The organism is Stenotrophomonas sp. FBCC-B152 (assembly GCF_059134105.1).
Map to the genome: position 1 here is coordinate 2,632,722 of NZ_CP101442.1, position 15,507 is coordinate 2,648,228.

Annotated in this window: 12 protein-coding genes and 1 tRNA gene; 5 read left to right on the forward strand and 8 right to left on the reverse strand. The window is 68.6% G+C overall.

Translation table 11 applies throughout. From position 1 onward, the window contains the following. Positions 1 to 154: 154 nt before the first annotated feature. Both NMB40_RS12250 and NMB40_RS12255 read left to right on the forward strand, forming a co-directional pair. Positions 155 to 811: an energy transducer TonB gene (locus NMB40_RS12250; RefSeq protein ID WP_494358563.1), complete on the forward strand. Its 657-nt coding sequence runs from the start codon at positions 155 to 157 to the stop codon at positions 809 to 811. A 182-nt stretch (positions 812 to 993) separates the two neighbouring features. After that, a complete protein-coding gene (locus NMB40_RS12255) occupies positions 994 to 3,822 on the forward strand; it encodes a TonB-dependent receptor (protein WP_448143234.1) in 2,829 nt (942 codons plus the stop codon). A gap of 121 nt (positions 3,823 to 3,943) precedes the next feature. Here the strand turns inward: NMB40_RS12255 and NMB40_RS12260 are convergent. From NMB40_RS12260 to NMB40_RS12295, 8 genes are all read right to left on the reverse strand, one after another. Beyond that, positions 3,944 to 4,020, reverse strand: a tRNA-Asn gene (locus tag NMB40_RS12260). A gap of 57 nt (positions 4,021 to 4,077) precedes the next feature. Next, positions 4,078 to 4,548, reverse strand: a complete 471-nt coding sequence (gene rlmH / locus NMB40_RS12265) for a 23S rRNA (pseudouridine(1915)-N(3))-methyltransferase RlmH (RefSeq protein ID WP_025879294.1) — start codon at positions 4,546 to 4,548, stop codon at positions 4,078 to 4,080. Between the two features lie 65 nt (positions 4,549 to 4,613). Continuing rightward, positions 4,614 to 5,048: a ribosome silencing factor gene (gene rsfS / locus NMB40_RS12270; protein WP_282247614.1), complete on the reverse strand. Its 435-nt coding sequence runs from the start codon at positions 5,046 to 5,048 to the stop codon at positions 4,614 to 4,616. Positions 5,049 to 5,106: 58 nt separating this feature from the next. Further along, complete coding sequence (gene nadD / locus NMB40_RS12275) at positions 5,107 to 5,772, reverse strand: nicotinate-nucleotide adenylyltransferase (RefSeq protein ID WP_494361072.1); 666 nt, start codon at positions 5,770 to 5,772, stop codon at positions 5,107 to 5,109. Between the two features lie 5 nt (positions 5,773 to 5,777). Continuing rightward, positions 5,778 to 6,815: a DNA polymerase III subunit delta gene (holA, locus tag NMB40_RS12280; protein ID WP_494358564.1), complete on the reverse strand. Its 1,038-nt coding sequence runs from the start codon at positions 6,813 to 6,815 to the stop codon at positions 5,778 to 5,780. A 27-nt stretch (positions 6,816 to 6,842) separates the two neighbouring features. Beyond that, positions 6,843 to 7,463, reverse strand: a complete 621-nt coding sequence (locus tag NMB40_RS12285; protein ID WP_494358565.1) for an LPS-assembly lipoprotein LptE — start codon at positions 7,461 to 7,463, stop codon at positions 6,843 to 6,845. Positions 7,464 to 7,645: 182 nt separating this feature from the next. Next, on the reverse strand, positions 7,646 to 10,285 hold the full coding sequence (gene leuS, locus NMB40_RS12290) for a leucine--tRNA ligase (RefSeq protein WP_494358566.1): 2,640 nt from the start codon (positions 10,283 to 10,285) through the stop codon (positions 7,646 to 7,648). Positions 10,286 to 10,475: 190 nt separating this feature from the next. Then, positions 10,476 to 11,087 (reverse strand): DUF998 domain-containing protein, encoded by a 612-nt coding sequence (locus NMB40_RS12295; protein WP_494358567.1) that lies wholly within the window; start codon positions 11,085 to 11,087, stop codon positions 10,476 to 10,478. Positions 11,088 to 11,175: 88 nt separating this feature from the next. On the opposite strand from NMB40_RS12295, the gene trxA reads away from it, so the two are divergent. The 3 genes from trxA (at position 11,176) to NMB40_RS12310 (ending at position 15,460) form a co-directional block, all read left to right on the forward strand. Next, positions 11,176 to 12,033 carry a thioredoxin gene (gene trxA / locus NMB40_RS12300; protein WP_494358568.1) on the forward strand — a complete coding sequence of 286 codons (858 nt, stop codon included), beginning with the start codon at positions 11,176 to 11,178 and terminating at the stop codon, positions 12,031 to 12,033. Between the two features lie 137 nt (positions 12,034 to 12,170). Continuing rightward, complete coding sequence (locus NMB40_RS12305) at positions 12,171 to 13,835, forward strand: FecR family protein (RefSeq protein WP_494358569.1); 1,665 nt, start codon at positions 12,171 to 12,173, stop codon at positions 13,833 to 13,835. Continuing rightward, positions 13,832 to 15,460, forward strand: coding sequence for a CHASE2 domain-containing protein (locus tag NMB40_RS12310; protein WP_494358570.1), 1,629 nt, complete (start codon positions 13,832 to 13,834; stop codon positions 15,458 to 15,460). Before NMB40_RS12305 ends, NMB40_RS12310 begins: the two co-directional genes overlap by 4 nt. Positions 15,461 to 15,507: the final 47 nt, after the last annotated feature.

Sequence of the window (15,507 nt, forward strand, 5' to 3'; positions counted from 1 at the left end):
GACCGTTGGTCCGCTGTTTTCCTGACCGCCAGCCAAACCTCCACACCACCCCTGACTTCCGGCCCGCGCCGGGCTGCGGTATTGCTGTCATTGCGGGGCCCCGGCCCCTGCACGTTGATGTTCCCGCACGCACATCTGGCAAGGAGAGTGGAGCATGGTCCGTACGCATCCCCCGGTGGTCCCGCTGCAAATCGACGTCCCGCGCGTGCTTGGCTGGAGCACCGCGCTGGCCCTGCACCTGCTCGCCCTGATGCTCCTGCTGATTCCCGCCGCCTATGTGGCCGCCCCGCTGCCACGCGAACGCACGGTGGTGAACCTGATCGCGCCGCCGGTGCCGCAACCGGAACCGCCGCCGCCGATCGACCCGCAGGAGCCGGTGCCGGTGCGCGCGCCGACCACCACCCCGCGCGTGGCCCCGCTGCCGCCGCCTACCGCCACCGCCGACGACGTGCTGGCCGTGCCGCCGCTGCCCGCCAGCGACGTGCAGACGCCGAGCCTGGCACCCGTCGAGCCGGCGCCGGCGGCCTCCGGTGACGGCGTGCAGCTGCAGTACCGCACCGCCGCTCCGCCGAGCTACCCCATCGCCGCCATCCGGGCCGGGGAGCAGGGCACGGTCACCCTGCGGGTACAGGTCGACGCCGAAGGCAAACCGGCCGCCGTGTCCATCGAGCGCAGCAGCGGCTCGCGGGCGCTGGACAATGCTGCGCGGCAACAGGTTCTGCGCCACTGGCGCTTCGTGCCGGCCCAGGTCAACGGGCAGGCCGTGCCGGCCGTGGGCCTGGTACCGGTGAGCTTCTCGCTGCCGCAGTAAGCGCAGTGCTGCGGGGTCCCGGACCCGGGACCCCGCACTTCTTTGACGGCCGTCACCGATTGCGCGAATTAAGCAATTTTTCACGGTTACGTCACCTGTTGGAAACCTAGATTGGCGCCGACGCGTCAATCCGTTGACGGCGCCCAGCCCCGACACCCGGTTTTCCAGTCAGGAGAGAAGCTGTGAAACACCCGATCCAACAACGCTACCGCGGCAACCGTCGCACCCCGCTTGCCCACTCCATTTCCTCGGCCCTTGCCGGCAGCATGCTGCTGCTGGTTGGCGCCCTCGCCTCCTCCTCGGCCATGGCCCAGGACCAGGCCACCAACCTGGACCGCATCACGGTCACCGGGTCGAACATTCCCCGCACCAATACTGAAACCCCCTCGCCCGTGCAGGTGGTGACGCGCCAGGACATCGACCGCAGCGGCAAGACCACCGTGGCCGAGTACCTGCAGACGCTCACCTCCGACGGCGCCGGCTCCATCCCCAAGACCTTCGGCAACGGCTTCGCCGGCGGCGGCGCGGGCATTTCGCTGCGCGGCCTCGGCGCCGGCTCCACGCTGGTGCTGTTGAACGGTCGCCGCATGGCCACCTACGGCCTGGCCGATGACGGCCAGAAGGTCTTCACCGACCTCAGCACCATTCCGCTGGATGCGGTCGAGCGCGTGGAAGTGCTGAAGGATGGCGCCTCGGCGATCTACGGTTCCGACGCCATCGCCGGCGTGGTCAACATCATCCTGCGCAGCGATTTCGAAGGCGCGATCCTGCGCGGCTCCTACGGCCTGTCCGGCGACAGCGACGGCGATGCAAAGAAGGCCACCTTGACCGCCGGTACCGGCGACATCGCCACCGACGGCTGGAACGCATTCTTCAGCCTGGATGTGGGCAAGACCGATGCGATCAAGATCAGCGACCGCAAGGACCGCAAGTGGATCGGTACGGGTGACCTGCGCCGCTGGGGCATCGCCGCCTCCGACGCGCAGTTCCTCACCGGTGCATTCCTCAACGGCGCCACCAGCGGCGGCTCCGGCCCGAACGGTTCGGTGTTCGACGACCGCAACGTGGATGCCGACAACCCGGCCTTCCTGGTGCCGCTGCCGGGCTGCCAGTCGGTGACAAACATCCCGGGCCAGACCGATGCCTCGATCGCCGAAGACGGCTGTCTGTACGATGCGGTCCAGCAGTTCCGCGACCTCAGCCCGAAGGAGGAGTACGTCAACGTGTTCGGCCGCGCCAGCTTCGCCTACGGCGAAGGCGGCGAGATCTACACGGAAATCGGCTACTCCAAGAAGGAAACCGTGTTCAGCAACACCCCGTCGGGCGTCTCCGGCAGCTGGGGTTATCCGGGCGGGCCGCGCAACGCCAGCAGTGGCCCCGGCGCCGTGGTGCTTTCCCCGACCCATCCGGACAACGTGATCCCCGGCCAGGCCTCGCGCCTGCGTTACACGGCCTGGGACGTGGGCCCGCGCGTGACCACCAACACCAACGAGTTCACCCGCTTCCTGGTGGGCACCAAGGGCAACTGGGGCGAGTGGGGCTACGACACCGCGTTCCTGCACTCGGGTACCGAGCTGACCAACAAGCGCACCGGCTTCCTGCGCTACAGCTCCGTGCTCTGTGCCCTGGGTGATCCGGCCTGTGCCGGCGGCACCTGGCGCATCGGCGACGACGCCGGCCTCAACTCGCAGGCGCTGTACGACTACATCTCGCCGGACATCCAGGCCCGCGCCTCGTCCAGCCTGGACATGTTCGACTTCACCGTCACGCGCAGCCTGATGGACCTCAAGGGCGGCCCGCTCGGCCTGGCGCTGGGCACCGAATGGCGCAAGACCAGCAACAGCCTCACCCCGCAGACCTACACCGACCAGGGCGACATCATCGGCCTGGGCTATTCGGCATATGACGGCACCCAGAACGTGTACGCCGGGTACGTCGAACTGTCCGCCCCGGTGCTGGAACAGCTGGAACTGACCGGCGCGGTGCGCTACGACAAGTACGAAAGCGGCGACGGCAAGGCCACCCCGAAGCTGGGCGTGAAGTGGACCCCGGTGGACTGGGTGGCACTGCGCGCCACCTACGCCGAAGGCTTCCGTGCGCCGAACCCGGCCGAGAACGGCGACGGCGGCCTGGCCGCGTTCTCCACCGCCCGCGACCCGGTGCGCTGCGCGGCCAGCCCGCCGGCCGATGTCACCACCAACTGCGGCGCGCGGCCGGTGGCGATCATCACCAGCCCGAACCCGGACCTGGTGCCCGAGGAATCCAAGAGCTACTCCTTCGGCATCGTGCTGCAGCCGACGGCCACCACCTCGCTGACCGTGGACGCGTGGGAAATCAAGCGCACCAACGAGATCGCGCAGGGCAGCACCGCCGATGCGATCGCGGCGGGCAACGTGCTGCGTGACACCGACCTGATCGGCGGCGTTCCCGGCACCGGCACCATCCTGGCGGTCAACACCGCCTACGTGAATGCCAACTCGTCGCGGGTGCGCGGTATCGATACCGATATCCGCCAGACCTTCGACATCGGCCCGGGCCAGCTGGAAATGGACCTGCAATGGAGCCACGTGCTGAAGTTCGAACGCACCGAAGGCGACAACACGGTCGATTACGTGGGCACGCACGGCAACTGTGACGTGACCAACTGCATCGGCACGCCGGAAGACCGCATCAACTTTGGCACCACCTGGAAGCAGGACGCGTGGAGCGTCAGCGGCGTGGTCAACTACATCAGCAGCCTGGAGAACAAGGACCGCCGCGGTGGCGATTACCTGGCCTTCTACTGGGACGGCACGCCGGTGGAGAAGATCTCCTCGTTCACCACCTTCGACCTGTCCGGCCGCTGGAACATCAGCGACGCGTTCGAGCTGAACGCTTCGGTGCAGAACGTGTTCGACCGTACCGCCCCGCTGGATCCGACCACCTACGGTGGCGTGAACTACAACCCGCTGCACTTCAGCGGCGCAATCGGGCGTTACTTCACGGTGGGTGCGAAGTACACCTTCAACTGATCCACGCCGTTGTGAAACAAAAAAGCCCGGGCAATGCCCGGGCTTTTTTTTGCGGCAGGGCCACGCCCTGCGTGGCTGTGCCAAAAAAAAGCCTCGCATCGCTGCGAGGCTTCTCAAAACTTGGCGCCCGAAGTTGGACTCGAACCAACGACCCCCTGATTAACAGTCAAGTGCTCTAACCGGCTGAGCTATTCGGGCGGGGCACGCATTGTAACCAGTTTTTCGCAGCTTGTAACCCGTCCTCGCGGAATTTCTTCACGCGCGGTGATACGGGTGGTTGGCCAGCATCGCCGCCGCACGGTACAGCTGTTCGGCCACCACCAGCCGCACCAGCATGTGCGGCAGGGTGAGCGGACCGATCGACCACTTCTCGTCGGCCAACGCAGAGACTTCGGGCGAATGCCCTTCCGGGCCACCAATCAGGAACGCCAGGTCCCTGCCCTGTCCGCGCCAATGCTCCAGGCGCTGCGCCAGCTGCTCGGAGCTGAGCTGCCTGCCCGGCACATCCAGCGCCACTACATACGCATTCTTGGGCAGCGCGGCGATCACCCGCTTGCCTTCGTCTTCGGTCGCACGGCGCGCATCGCGCCCCTTGCCGCGCAGGCCCGGCTCGATTTCCACCAGCTCGAACGGCAACCAGTGCGAGAGCCGCTTCTGGTATTCGGCAAAGCCCTGCGCCACCCAGCTGGGCGCGCGTTCACCGGTAGCGATCAACCTGGCTTTCATCGTCATGCTCCTTCAAATGACAACGGCGCCATCGGGCGCCGTTGTCGCTACTGCGTGCGCGGGCTTCAGCGCGCGGCGTAGTCGTCTTCGTCGTCGGCGTCATCCAGCAGGCTCGGCGGCTGGTCGCCGACGGTCCACAGGCGCTCGAGCGCGTAGAACTCGCGCACGCGCGGCAGCATGACGTGCACGATCACGTCGCCCAGGTCGACCAGCACCCACTCCGCTTCGCGCTCGCCTTCCACGCCCAGCGGCATCACGCCCAGGTTCTTGGCGAACTTGACCACTTCGTCGGCAATCGACTTCACGTGGCGGCTGGAGGTGCCCGACGCGATCACCATGTAATCGGCGACGCTGGACTTGCCGATCACGTCGATTTCGACGAGATCCTTGGCCTTCAGTTCTTCGGTGGCCTTGCGCACGCAATCAAGCAGCTGCTCATTGGACGGCGCCGGGTTCGGCAGTTGGACCTTGATGGTCTGGGGCTGGGCTTGATTGTTCAAAGCAGGGCAACTCGATAAATGTGGCGCCGATTATACGGGGCGGACGAGCTGAACGTGTTCATGCCGTATGGAGGCCGTACAGCCCGTGCGCGGCGACGTAATCGGCGACCGGGGGCGGCAGCAGTTCCCGCCAGTCCCCGCCCGCGGCGATCTGTTCGCGGACTTCCGTGGCGGATTCGCTGCGCAGCGGGGCGTGCAGGCGCAGCACGCGGCCGGCCGGGGCGTTGAACAGCTCACGCTCGTGGCTGGCCCAGCGGCCTTCCAGCGCCTGCTGCAGCGGGGCCGGCAGGGCCTGCTCAAGCGAGCTTCCCGGGCGGTCGGCCACGATGAAATGCGCCAGCTCGAACAGGTCCTCCCACTGGTGCCAGCTGGGCAGGCCCAGCAGGCTGTCGGCGCCCACCAGCCACGCGATCGGCTGGCGCGGGCCCAGTTCGGCACGCAGCTCGCGCAGCGTGTCGACGGTGTAGGAAGGGGTTTCCGGCTGGCGCTGGGCGCGCTCCAGCTCACGCCGGTCCAGCAGCAGGCCCGGTTCGTCGCCGATCGCCAGTGCCAGCATCTGCGCGCGCTGGGCGGCATTGGCGCCCGGCGCGGGCCGGTGCGGCGGATCGGCCGCCGGCAGCAGGCGCACGGCAACCTGCAGCTGGTCGCGCGCCGCACGCGCGATGGCCAGGTGCCCCAGGTGCACCGGGTCGAAGGTTCCGCCGTAATGGATGCGCAGGCCCATCGGGCTCAAGCGCGGGCCAGCAGGCGTACCGCGCGCGCTTCAGCCACCGCCACCAGCAGCCGCTCCAGCCCCAGCCAGGGATCGCCATCGGCGCGGCCCTTGGCCATGCGGTCCACCAGCCCGGCTTCGGCCACGAAGCGCTCCCAGCGCTTGGCTTCAGGGTGGCGCTGCAGGGCCCGCTTGAAGGGGGCCTGACGCGATTCCCAGATGCCACGGCTCTTCATCTCCGCCGCCAGGTTGCCTCCGCGCGCCTGCACCCGGGCCAGCGCGGCGGTGGACAGCATCTCGCGGATCACCATCGGCATCAGCGCGGCCACCGCCTCGCCTTCGCCGCGCAGCCCGGCCAGCATGCGCAGCACCGCCGGCGGTTGCCCGGAGAAGGTGGCTTCCAGCAGCCGGAACACGTCGTAGCGGGCGGCATCGGCCACCAGCGATTCCATGGTGTCCACATCCAGGGTCTGGCCGCTGGCCAGCAGCGCCAGCTTGTCGATTTCCTGCGCGGCCGCCAGCAGGTTGCCTTCCACCCGCTCGGCCAGCCGCTGCACGGCGGCCGGATCGGCGCGCAGGCCCTGCTGGCGCAGGCGGCGTTCGATCCAGTCCGGCAGTTCATGCGGCTTGATTGCCCACGCCACCGACAGCACGCCGACGCGGTTCACCGCCTCGGCCCACTTGCCCTGGTGGGCCTTGCTCCATTCGTTGCAGGTGATCAGGAGGATCACGTCCGGCGCCGGGTTGGCGCAGAACTGGCTGATGACCTCCCCGCCCTCCTTGCCCGGCTTGCCGGTGGGCAGGCGCAGCTCCACCAGCCGGCGCGCACTGAACAGGCTGGGTGCGTTGAAGGTGGCGTCGAGCTGGTTCCAGTCGAAATCACGCCCGTCGGCGTCGAACACTTCGCGTTCGCTGATGCCGTCGGCGCGGGCCCGCGCACGCACCGCATCGGCCGCTTCCAGCACGCGCAGCGTTTCCGGCCCGGCAATCAGATACACCGGCGCCAGGGCCTGGCTGGCCGGCTGGCCGGCAAGTTGTTCGGGGCGCAGTTCCATCGTGCGGCCGGTCCGCCAGCGGACCGGTCAGCCGCCCTGCGGCGGCTTGACGGCCGGCACGTCGGCCGGCGGCGTGGTTGACGGCACGCCGGCAGGCGTTGCTGCCGGATCAGTGGCCGGCTTGGCGGGTCGGTTGAGCTGGCCGCGTTCCAGCTCGGCACGTACCACGCTGTCGATGCGGCGCAGGATCGACGCCGACATTTCACGGCGCAGTTCATCGGCCAGGATTTCGCGTTCGGTGGTGGTACCGGTGGAATCGGCCGGCGGCGACACGTAATCGCGCGACAGCTCGATCACCTGCTGCGGCACCAGGTCGCTGCCGTCCTCGCGGCGGAACACGAAGATCACTGCGTAGCGCAGGCTGAACTCCTGCGCACGGCCCTGTGCATCGATCGCGATGGGCAGGTCGCCCCAGCGCTCGGACACCACCTGCAGCCGTGCGGCCGGTTCCTTGCTGTCGGATTCGGCAATCGTCGCGCCCGAGGCCTGCAGGCCACGGCGCAGCAGCTTGGCCAGCTCACTGTACGGCGCGGAGGACACCACCTTCACCGCAGCGGTGTCGGCCGGCAGCATCAGCTTGTTGCGCAGGTGGAAGCCACACCCGGCGAGGGTAGCGGTGAGAACAAGGGCAAGCAGGAATCGGGTCATGTTCACAGTCTGTAGGAGCCGGGCTCGCCCGGCAACAGGAAAAAACGATTACCCCGTACGATGCCCGAACCCACGTGAACACCGCTTGAGAAACAGCGCCATCGTCCTGCGCACGTAGCAATTCGTAGTGCCACGCCCTGCGTGGCAACCGCGCGCAGCGCGGCACGAGCATCCAACGCCGATTACCCCGCCACGATGTTCACGATCTTGCCCGGCACGATGATGATCTTGCGCACGGTCAGCCCGTCCAGGAACTTCGCCGCGTTCGGCTCGGCCAGGCCCAGTGCCTCGATCTGGTCGCGCGGGGCATCGGCGGCCACCTCGATGGTGCCACGCAGCCTGCCATTGACCTGCACGGCCAGGGTCAGCGCATCACGCACCAGCGCGCTGGCGTCGGCCTGCGGGAACGGCTGGTCTTCCAGCAGCGTTTCGCCATGGCCCAGCACCTGCCACAACGCATGGCTGGCATGCGGGGTGATCGGGTTGAGCAGCAGCACGGCGGCCTGCAGCGCTTCCTGGCGGACCGCACGGCCCTGCGCGGAGCCGTCATCGAACTTGGCCAGGGCGTTCATCAGCTCCATCACCGCGGCGATGGCGGTGTTGAAGCTGTGGCGGCGGCCGTAGTCGTCACTGACCTTGCCAATGGTTTCGTGGGTCTTGCGGCGCAGCGCCTTCTGCTCGGCGGTCAGCGCAGCCAGCTCCAGTGCCGGGGCAACCCCCTCGTCCGCATGCTTCTGCACCTGGGTCCACAGCCGGCGCAGGAAACGCGCCATGCCGTCCACGCCGGCTTCGTTCCACTCCAGCGATTGTTCCGGCGGCGCGGCGAACATCGAGAACAGGCGCACGGTGTCGGCGCCGTAGCGGCTCACCATGGCCTGCGGGTCCACGCCGTTGTTCTTGGACTTGGACATCTTCTCGGTGCCGCCGATCTCCACCGGCTGGCCGTCGGCGATCAGCACCGCACCGGTGATGCGGCCGCGCTCGTCGCGCTGCACGTCCACGTCGGCCGGGTTGATCCAGTCCTTGGAACCGTCCGGGTTCTGGCGGAAATAGGTATCGGCGATGACCATGCCCTGGCACAGCAGGTTCTGCGCCGGTTCGTTGCTGTCCACCATGCGCGCATCGCGCAGCAGCTTGTGGAAGAAACGGAAGTACATCAGGTGCAGGATCGCGTGTTCGATGCCGCCGATGTACTGGTCCACCGGCAGCCAGTAGTTGCCGCGCTTGTCCACCGCGTCACGGGCACCCGGGGAGGTGTAGCGCGCGTAGTACCAGCTCGATTCCATGAAGGTATCGAAGGTATCGGTCTCGCGCTCGGCCGCGCCGCCGCAATCAGGGCAGGTGGTCTTGCGCCATTCCGGGTCTGCCTTGATCGGCGAACCGGTGCCCACGAAGTTGACGTCTTCCGGCAGGACCACCGGCAGCTGCTCTTCCGGCACCGGCAGCGCGCCGCACTTGGGGCAGTAGATCACCGGAATCGGGCAACCCCAGTAACGCTGGCGGCTCACGCCCCAGTCGCGCAGGCGGTAGTTCACCCGGCGCTGGCCCTGGGCCTTGCGCTCGAAGCGTTCGGCCAGCGCCTCGAAGGCGCCCTGGAAATCCAGGCCGTCGAATTCGTCGGAGTTGACCAGCTCGGTCTCGCGGGTCTTGTCGCCGTACCAGTCCTGCCAGCGGGTCGCGTCGTAGGCGGCCTCGTCCTTGCGCGGCGACTTCAGCGCGATCACCTGGCGGATCGGCAGGCCGTACTTGTTGGCAAACTCATTGTCGCGCTGGTCGTGGCCCGGCACGGCCATCACCGCACCGGTGCCGTAGCCCATCAGCACGAAGTTGGCCACCCACACCGGCACCTGGGCGCCAGTGACCGGGTGCACCGCGCGCAGGCCGGTGTCCATGCCGCGCTTTTCCTGTGTTTCCAGTTCGGCTTCGGACACGCCGCCCTGCTTCATCTCGGCCAGCAGCGCGGCCAGGGCCGGGTTGCTCTTGGCCGCGTGCAGCGCCAGCGGGTGTTCGCCGGCGATGGACACGAAGGTCACGCCCATCACCGTGTCCGGCCGGGTGGTGAACACGCGCAGCGGGTCCAGCGCGCTGCCGTCGGCGTCGCGCACGTCGAACTGGATCTCCAGCCCTTCGGAGCGGCCGATCCAGTTGCGCTGCATGGTCTTGACCGAGTCCGGCCAGCCCGGCAGTTCATCCAGGCCATCCAGCAGTTCCTGGGCGTAATCGGTGATGCGCAGGAACCACTGCGGGATCTCGCGCTTTTCCACCAGTGCGCCCGAGCGCCAGCCACGGCCGTCGATGACCTGTTCGTTGGCCAGCACGGTCTGGTCGACCGGGTCCCAGTTCACCACCGCGTTGCGGCGGTAGGCCAGGCCCTTGCGCATCAGCCGGGTGAACATGCGCTGTTCGTGCACGTAGTACTCGGGCGTGCAGGTGGCGAACTCGCGCGACCAGTCGATCGCGTAGCCCATCGACTTGAACTGGCCACGCATGTGTTCGATGTTGGCGTAGGTCCACTTGGCCGGCGCGGTCTTGTTCTTGATCGCCGCGTTCTCGGCCGGCAGGCCGAACGCATCCCAACCCATGGGCTGCAGCACGTTGTGGCCGGTCATCCGCTTGTAGCGGCTGATCACATCGCCAATCGTGTAGTTGCGCACATGGCCCATGTGCAGCGCGCCCGACGGGTACGGCAGCATCGAAAGGCAGTAGTACTTCGGCTTGTCCGAGGCCTCGTTCACCTCGAAGGCGCGCGTGGCGTCCCAGAACTTCTGGGCGGCGGATTCAACCTGCTGCGGATCGTATACGTTGGGTTCGACGCTGGTCATGGAAAACACAGTTGCGGCGGCAAAGCGGCACAGCGTACCGCAGTGCGGCAAACGGCTCCAATCGTCGCCGCTGCGAATACCGGACCGGAATGGCATCCCGTTGATAAATCACGGAATTACCCATATCCGGATTCTCCATGGCGGCGATCACGCGCGCACACCTGCGTCGATCGCGGTCGAATCCGTCAGTTCAGCCGTGGCGGACCTTGCTGGCCACCGGCAACGCGGCCGCCAGCCAGGCCACCCACGCAACGAAGGCCAGCCGCTGGGCCACCGGCGCGGGAATCACCGCCTGCAGCACGAACGCGCCCACCAGCACCGCCAGGCCGGCGGACACGTGCAGCGCCGCCAGCCGCCCCCAGCCCGGCAGGCGCCGTGCGGCAAAACCGGACATCAGCGCGCCGGGCACGAACGCCAGCACCCAGACCATCCACGCGCTGGCGTGGTACTGGCTGGCCGGGCTCTCGATGTCGGTCGGGTCCAGCGGCAGCACGCCCATCGCGGCGAAGGCCAGCCCGGACAGCACCAGCATCTGGCCGCCCACGCGCATCGTCCACGGCGCGGTAACCGGCACCCGCGCCAGCAGGCGCAGCGCCACCACCACCGCCAGCAGCCCCGGCAGCACGAAGCCGAGCAGGTCGAAGGCCACTGCGTGCGGTATCCCGGTCGCGCCCAGCAGCGCCACCGGATGGCCCAGCGGCAGGTAACCCGGCAACACGGCGCCGAAGCCCAGCACCGAGGCCAGGAACAGCACGGCGCCGGCCGCGCCGAACAAGGGGTCGAAACGTTGCACGGTCTTCATCGGGCCCTTCTCCGCAACCATTGGGGTTGCTTCTCAATATGGCCGGCACCATACACTGGGTACATCTTTAATCGTTGATTTCCCGACCATGAGCGAACTGCCCCACGTCTTTGACGCCACCACCGAAACCTTCGAAGCGCAGGTGCTGCAGAAGTCGCTGCAGACGCCGGTGCTGGTCGACTTCTGGGCCACCTGGTGCGAACCCTGCAAGACCCTGGGGCCGATGCTGGAAAAGCTGGCCGGCGAATACAACGGCGCCTTCGAGCTGGCCAAGGTGGACGTGGACAAGGAGCAGCAGATCGCAGCAGCCTTCCAGATCCGTTCGGTGCCCACCGTGTTCCTGGTCAAGGGCGGCCAGCTGGTGGATGGCTTCCCCGGTGCGATTCCGGAAGGCCAGCTGCGCGAGTTCCTGGCCCAGCACGGCATCAGCCCGGCCGAGGCGCCCGAAGCCGCCGACGACGAACCGGCCCCGCTGGACCCGCAGGCGCGCGTGGATGTGCTGCGCGCCGGCATCGCCGCCGAGCCGGACAAGGAAGAGCTCAAGCTCGACCTGGCCCTGGCCCTGCTGCAGACCGGCGCCACCACCGAAGCCAGCGCGTTGATCGAGGCGCTGCCGGCCAACCTGTCCACCGACGATCGCGCCGTGCGCGCCCGTGCCCGCCTGGATTTCGCCAAGGCACTGCAGGACGCGCCCGCGCCGGAGCAGTTGGAGGCGCGCATCGCCGCCGACGGTGGCGACCTGCAGGCCCGCCACCTGCGTGGCGTGCAGCAGCTGCTTGGCGGCGAAGACGAAGCCGCATTGGAGCAGTTCCTGGCCATGCTGCAGAAAGATGGCTCCTACAGCGACAACCTGCCGCGCAAGCTGCTGATCGACGCCTTCAAGGTGATCGACGATGCCGCGCTGGTCGGCCGTTACCGCCGTTCGATGGCCGCGCTGCTGTTCTGAGCCGCTGCGGCGTTCAGAATCCCTGCACCGGCACCGGGCAATAATGTGATGGCGGTCTACTTTCGACCGCGATCCATTCGGGGGGATGCGGTCTGGCCATGGGGGCTGCACGGCTGGGCCCCGCCTTCAGGGCACAGATGACCGTGAGTTCGACCCGCTTTCCGCGCGCCCGCGCCTGCTCCGCCCGCCTGCTGATGCTGCTGGCGCTGCTGCTGCCCGCCTTCCCGCTGCTGGCCCAGGACTGGACCTACCGGGTCCGTCCCGGCGATACCCTGTGGGACCTGGGGGCGCGCTACCTCAAACCCAGCGTGGCGTGGGAACAGCTGCAGGCGCACAACCGGGTGGCCGACCCCTATCGGCTGCCGCCCGGCAGCCAGCTCCGGTTCCCCATTGCCTGGCTGCTGGTGCAGCCGGCACCGGCGCGGGTGCTGGCCGTGCGCGGCCCGGTGCAGGCACGACTGGGCGACAACGGCCCCCTGCATGACGTTGCCGAAGGCGAGCAGCTCGGCATCGGTACCCATTTGCTGACCGGCAGCGATGCCAGCGTCACCCTCGCCTTCGCCGACGATTCACGCCTGCAGCTGCGCGAACACTCGCACCTGCGCCTGGACCAGCTCAGCCGCTATGGCCACACCGGCATGGTCGATACCCGCCTGCGCCTGGAACAGGGCCGCAGCAGCAATCAGGTCACCCCGGCCAAGGGCCCCGCCTCGCGCTACATCATCGATGCGCCCACCGCTACCAGCAGCGTGCGCGGCACGCAGTTCCGGGTCAGCGCCGGCGGCGCGGGCCGCATGGCCGCCACCGAGGTACTGGAAGGGCGCGTGCAGGTCGGCAACCGGGGTGGCCAGCAGCTGGTCACCCGCGGCCAGGCCACCCGCAACCGGGCGCTGGACGCCCGCCCCGACACCCCCGAAGCGCTGCTGCCAGCCCCGGTCCTGGCCCGCACCGGGCTGCGCCTGGACTCGCTGCCGGCGCTGTTGGCGTGGGAACCAGTAGCGCAAGCCACCCAGTACCGGGTAGAAGTAGTGCGCGCCGATCAGCCGGAGATCCTCTTGTTCGCCAGGGACACCGCCGACACCACCATGACCGTGCCCGACCTGCCCCCCGGCCTGCTGCGGCTGCTGGTGCGCGCGGTCAGTGCCGATGGCGTGGAAGGCCTGGATGCGCAGGCCGATTTCAACGTGCGTGACCAGCCCGCCCCGCCGCTCACGGTGCGCCCGGTCAACGGCGAAACGCTGGCCAGCCCGCGCCCGCGCTTCGAATGGAGCCAGGTGGAAGGCGCCGCCAGCACCGTGCTGCAGGTCGCCACCGAGCCGCAGTTCCTGCAGCCGGTGCTGGAGCAGGAAGGCCGCGGCACCCGCGTGCGCGCCAAGGACGACCTCGCCCCGGGCACGTACTACTGGCGCGTGGCCTCGCGCGACGGTAACGGCCACCGCGGCCGCTTCGGCCAACCGGTGTCCCTCGCCATCAGCGATGCGCCGGTGGACCCCGCGCTGCAGCCGCCGCAGGCGGCCAAGGGCCAGCTCACCCTGCGCTGGCAGGCCGGCGAGCCCGGCCAGCGCTACCGCGTGCAGCTGGACAAGCGCGGCGATTTCGCCCAACCGCTGCTCGACCAGCAGCTGGACCACCCCGAGGTCACCCTCAAGCGGCCGTGGCACGGCACGCTGCACGTGCGCGTGCAGACCATCGATGACGACGGCTACGCCGGCCCGTTCTCGCCCGCGCAGCAGGTCACGCTGCCCTGCCGCACCTGCTATGGCGCCGGGGCCGGCGCCCTGCTGCTGCTCCTGCTGCTGTGAGGCCGCTCACGCTCTCCTGGCCCCGGCGCATCGTGCTCGCGGTGCTGGTGGGCGTACTGGCGGCGGCAGCCAGCCACGGGCAGTGGTTCTGGAAGCAGGATGAAGCGATCTACGACACCTACGTGGGATCTTGGGAATACACACCCGACCCACGCCTGCTGGTGGTGGCCATCGATGACAGCAGCCTGCAGCAGCTCGGCCAATGGCCGTGGCCGCGTTCGACCCATGCGCGGCTGCTGGACCGCCTGACCGCCGCCGGCAGCCAGCGCGTGGTACTGGACCTGCTGCTGTCCGAGCCGGACCGCCAGGACAGCGCGCAGGATGCCGAACTGGCCGCTGCGATCCGCCGCAACGGCCACGTGGTGCTGCCGGTGCTGGCGGCACCGTCCAGCGGGCCGCGCATGGCCGAGGAACTGCTGCCGATTCCGCTGATCGCCGCCAACGCCTCGATGCTGGGCCACAGCGATGTGGAAGTGGAAGCCGATGGCGTTACCCGCGGGCTGTATCTCACGGGGGGCATCGGCTCGCCGCACTGGCCTGCGCTGGGCCTGGCGCTGGCCAACCTGCGCGGGCCACTGCCGGGATTGATCGATACCCGCCCCCGGCATGACGCGCCCTACCAATGGCACCGCAACCACTACATGCGCGTGCGCTTCGCCGGCCCGCCCGAGCGCTTCCCGCAGGTGTCGTACGCGGATGTATTGAATGGCGATGTCGCGCCGGACGTGCTGCACGATCGTCTGATCCTGGTCGGCATGACCGCCAGCGGGATCGCTCCGCGCCTGCTCACTCCGACCACGCGCGAGCGCTGGATGAGCGGCACCGAATACCAGGCCAACGTGGCCTCGATGCTGCTGACCGGCAAGGTGATCAACGTGCTGGCACCGCCGTGGCAGGCGGCATTGAGCGGGCTGCTGGTGGCGCTGTGCGCGCTGGGGCTGACCCTGCCACGCGCGGTGGCCAGCGCCCTGCTGGCCCTGCCGCTGGCGTTGCTGTCCAGCTTCGTGCTGTTGCGCGCGGGCCAACTCTGGTTCGCTCCGGCTGCCGCGCTGACCTGCATGCTGGCGGTGATCTGCGCGTGGGTGCTGTGGCGGATCGCCGCGTGGCGCCGGCAGGCCAACAGCGATGGCTTGACCGGGCTGGGCAACCGCGTGCGTTTCGAACAGACGCTGCAGCAGGAACATGATGCCGGCCGCCGCAGTGGTCGCCCACTGACCCTGGTGCTGATCGACGTGGACCACTTCAAGCAGCACAACGACCTGCACGGCCACCCTGCCGGCGACGCCGTGCTGCGCCGTATCGCCAACGAGATCCGCGCGCATGCGCGCCGCCCGCGCGACATGGCCGCGCGGTTTGGCGGCGATGAGTTCGCCTTGGTGTTGCCCGATACAACCTCCGAAGGTGCCGTCCAGGTCGTCGAAGACCTGATCGCCGCCGTGCGCGGCATGCACCGGGTCATCGGCGCGCAGCAGCACGCGCAGATCACGTTGAGCGTGGGCCTGTACACCCACATTCCCGACGCCACCACCGAACCGCGCCACTACTTCGAAGGCGCCGACGCCGCCCTGTACCGCGCCAAGGCCGCAGGCCGCGACGGCTACGCCACCGGCGAACCCGAGGCGTAGAGCCACGCCCTGCGTGGCTGCTTGTCATTCCGGCACCGCACAGCCAC

What these genes read in the sequence shown, in the direction of transcription:
- NMB40_RS12250 (WP_494358563.1), top strand. Translation starts at nt 155, where the DNA reads ATGGTCCGTACGCATCCCCCGGTGGTCCCGCTGCAAATCGACGTCCCG.
- rlmH (WP_025879294.1), bottom strand. Translation starts at nt 4,548, where the DNA reads ATGAAAGCCAGGTTGATCGCTACCGGTGAACGCGCGCCCAGCTGGGTG.
- nadD (WP_494361072.1), bottom strand. Translation starts at nt 5,772, where the DNA reads ATGGGCCTGCGCATCCATTACGGCGGAACCTTCGACCCGGTGCACCTG.
- holA (WP_494358564.1), bottom strand. Translation starts at nt 6,815, where the DNA reads ATGGAACTGCGCCCCGAACAACTTGCCGGCCAGCCGGCCAGCCAGGCC.
- NMB40_RS12285 (WP_494358565.1), bottom strand. Translation starts at nt 7,463, where the DNA reads ATGACCCGATTCCTGCTTGCCCTTGTTCTCACCGCTACCCTCGCCGGG.
- leuS (WP_494358566.1), bottom strand. Translation starts at nt 10,285, where the DNA reads ATGACCAGCGTCGAACCCAACGTATACGATCCGCAGCAGGTTGAATCC.
- NMB40_RS12295 (WP_494358567.1), bottom strand. Translation starts at nt 11,087, where the DNA reads ATGAAGACCGTGCAACGTTTCGACCCCTTGTTCGGCGCGGCCGGCGCC.
- trxA (WP_494358568.1), top strand. Translation starts at nt 11,176, where the DNA reads ATGAGCGAACTGCCCCACGTCTTTGACGCCACCACCGAAACCTTCGAA.
- NMB40_RS12305 (WP_494358569.1), top strand. Translation starts at nt 12,171, where the DNA reads ATGACCGTGAGTTCGACCCGCTTTCCGCGCGCCCGCGCCTGCTCCGCC.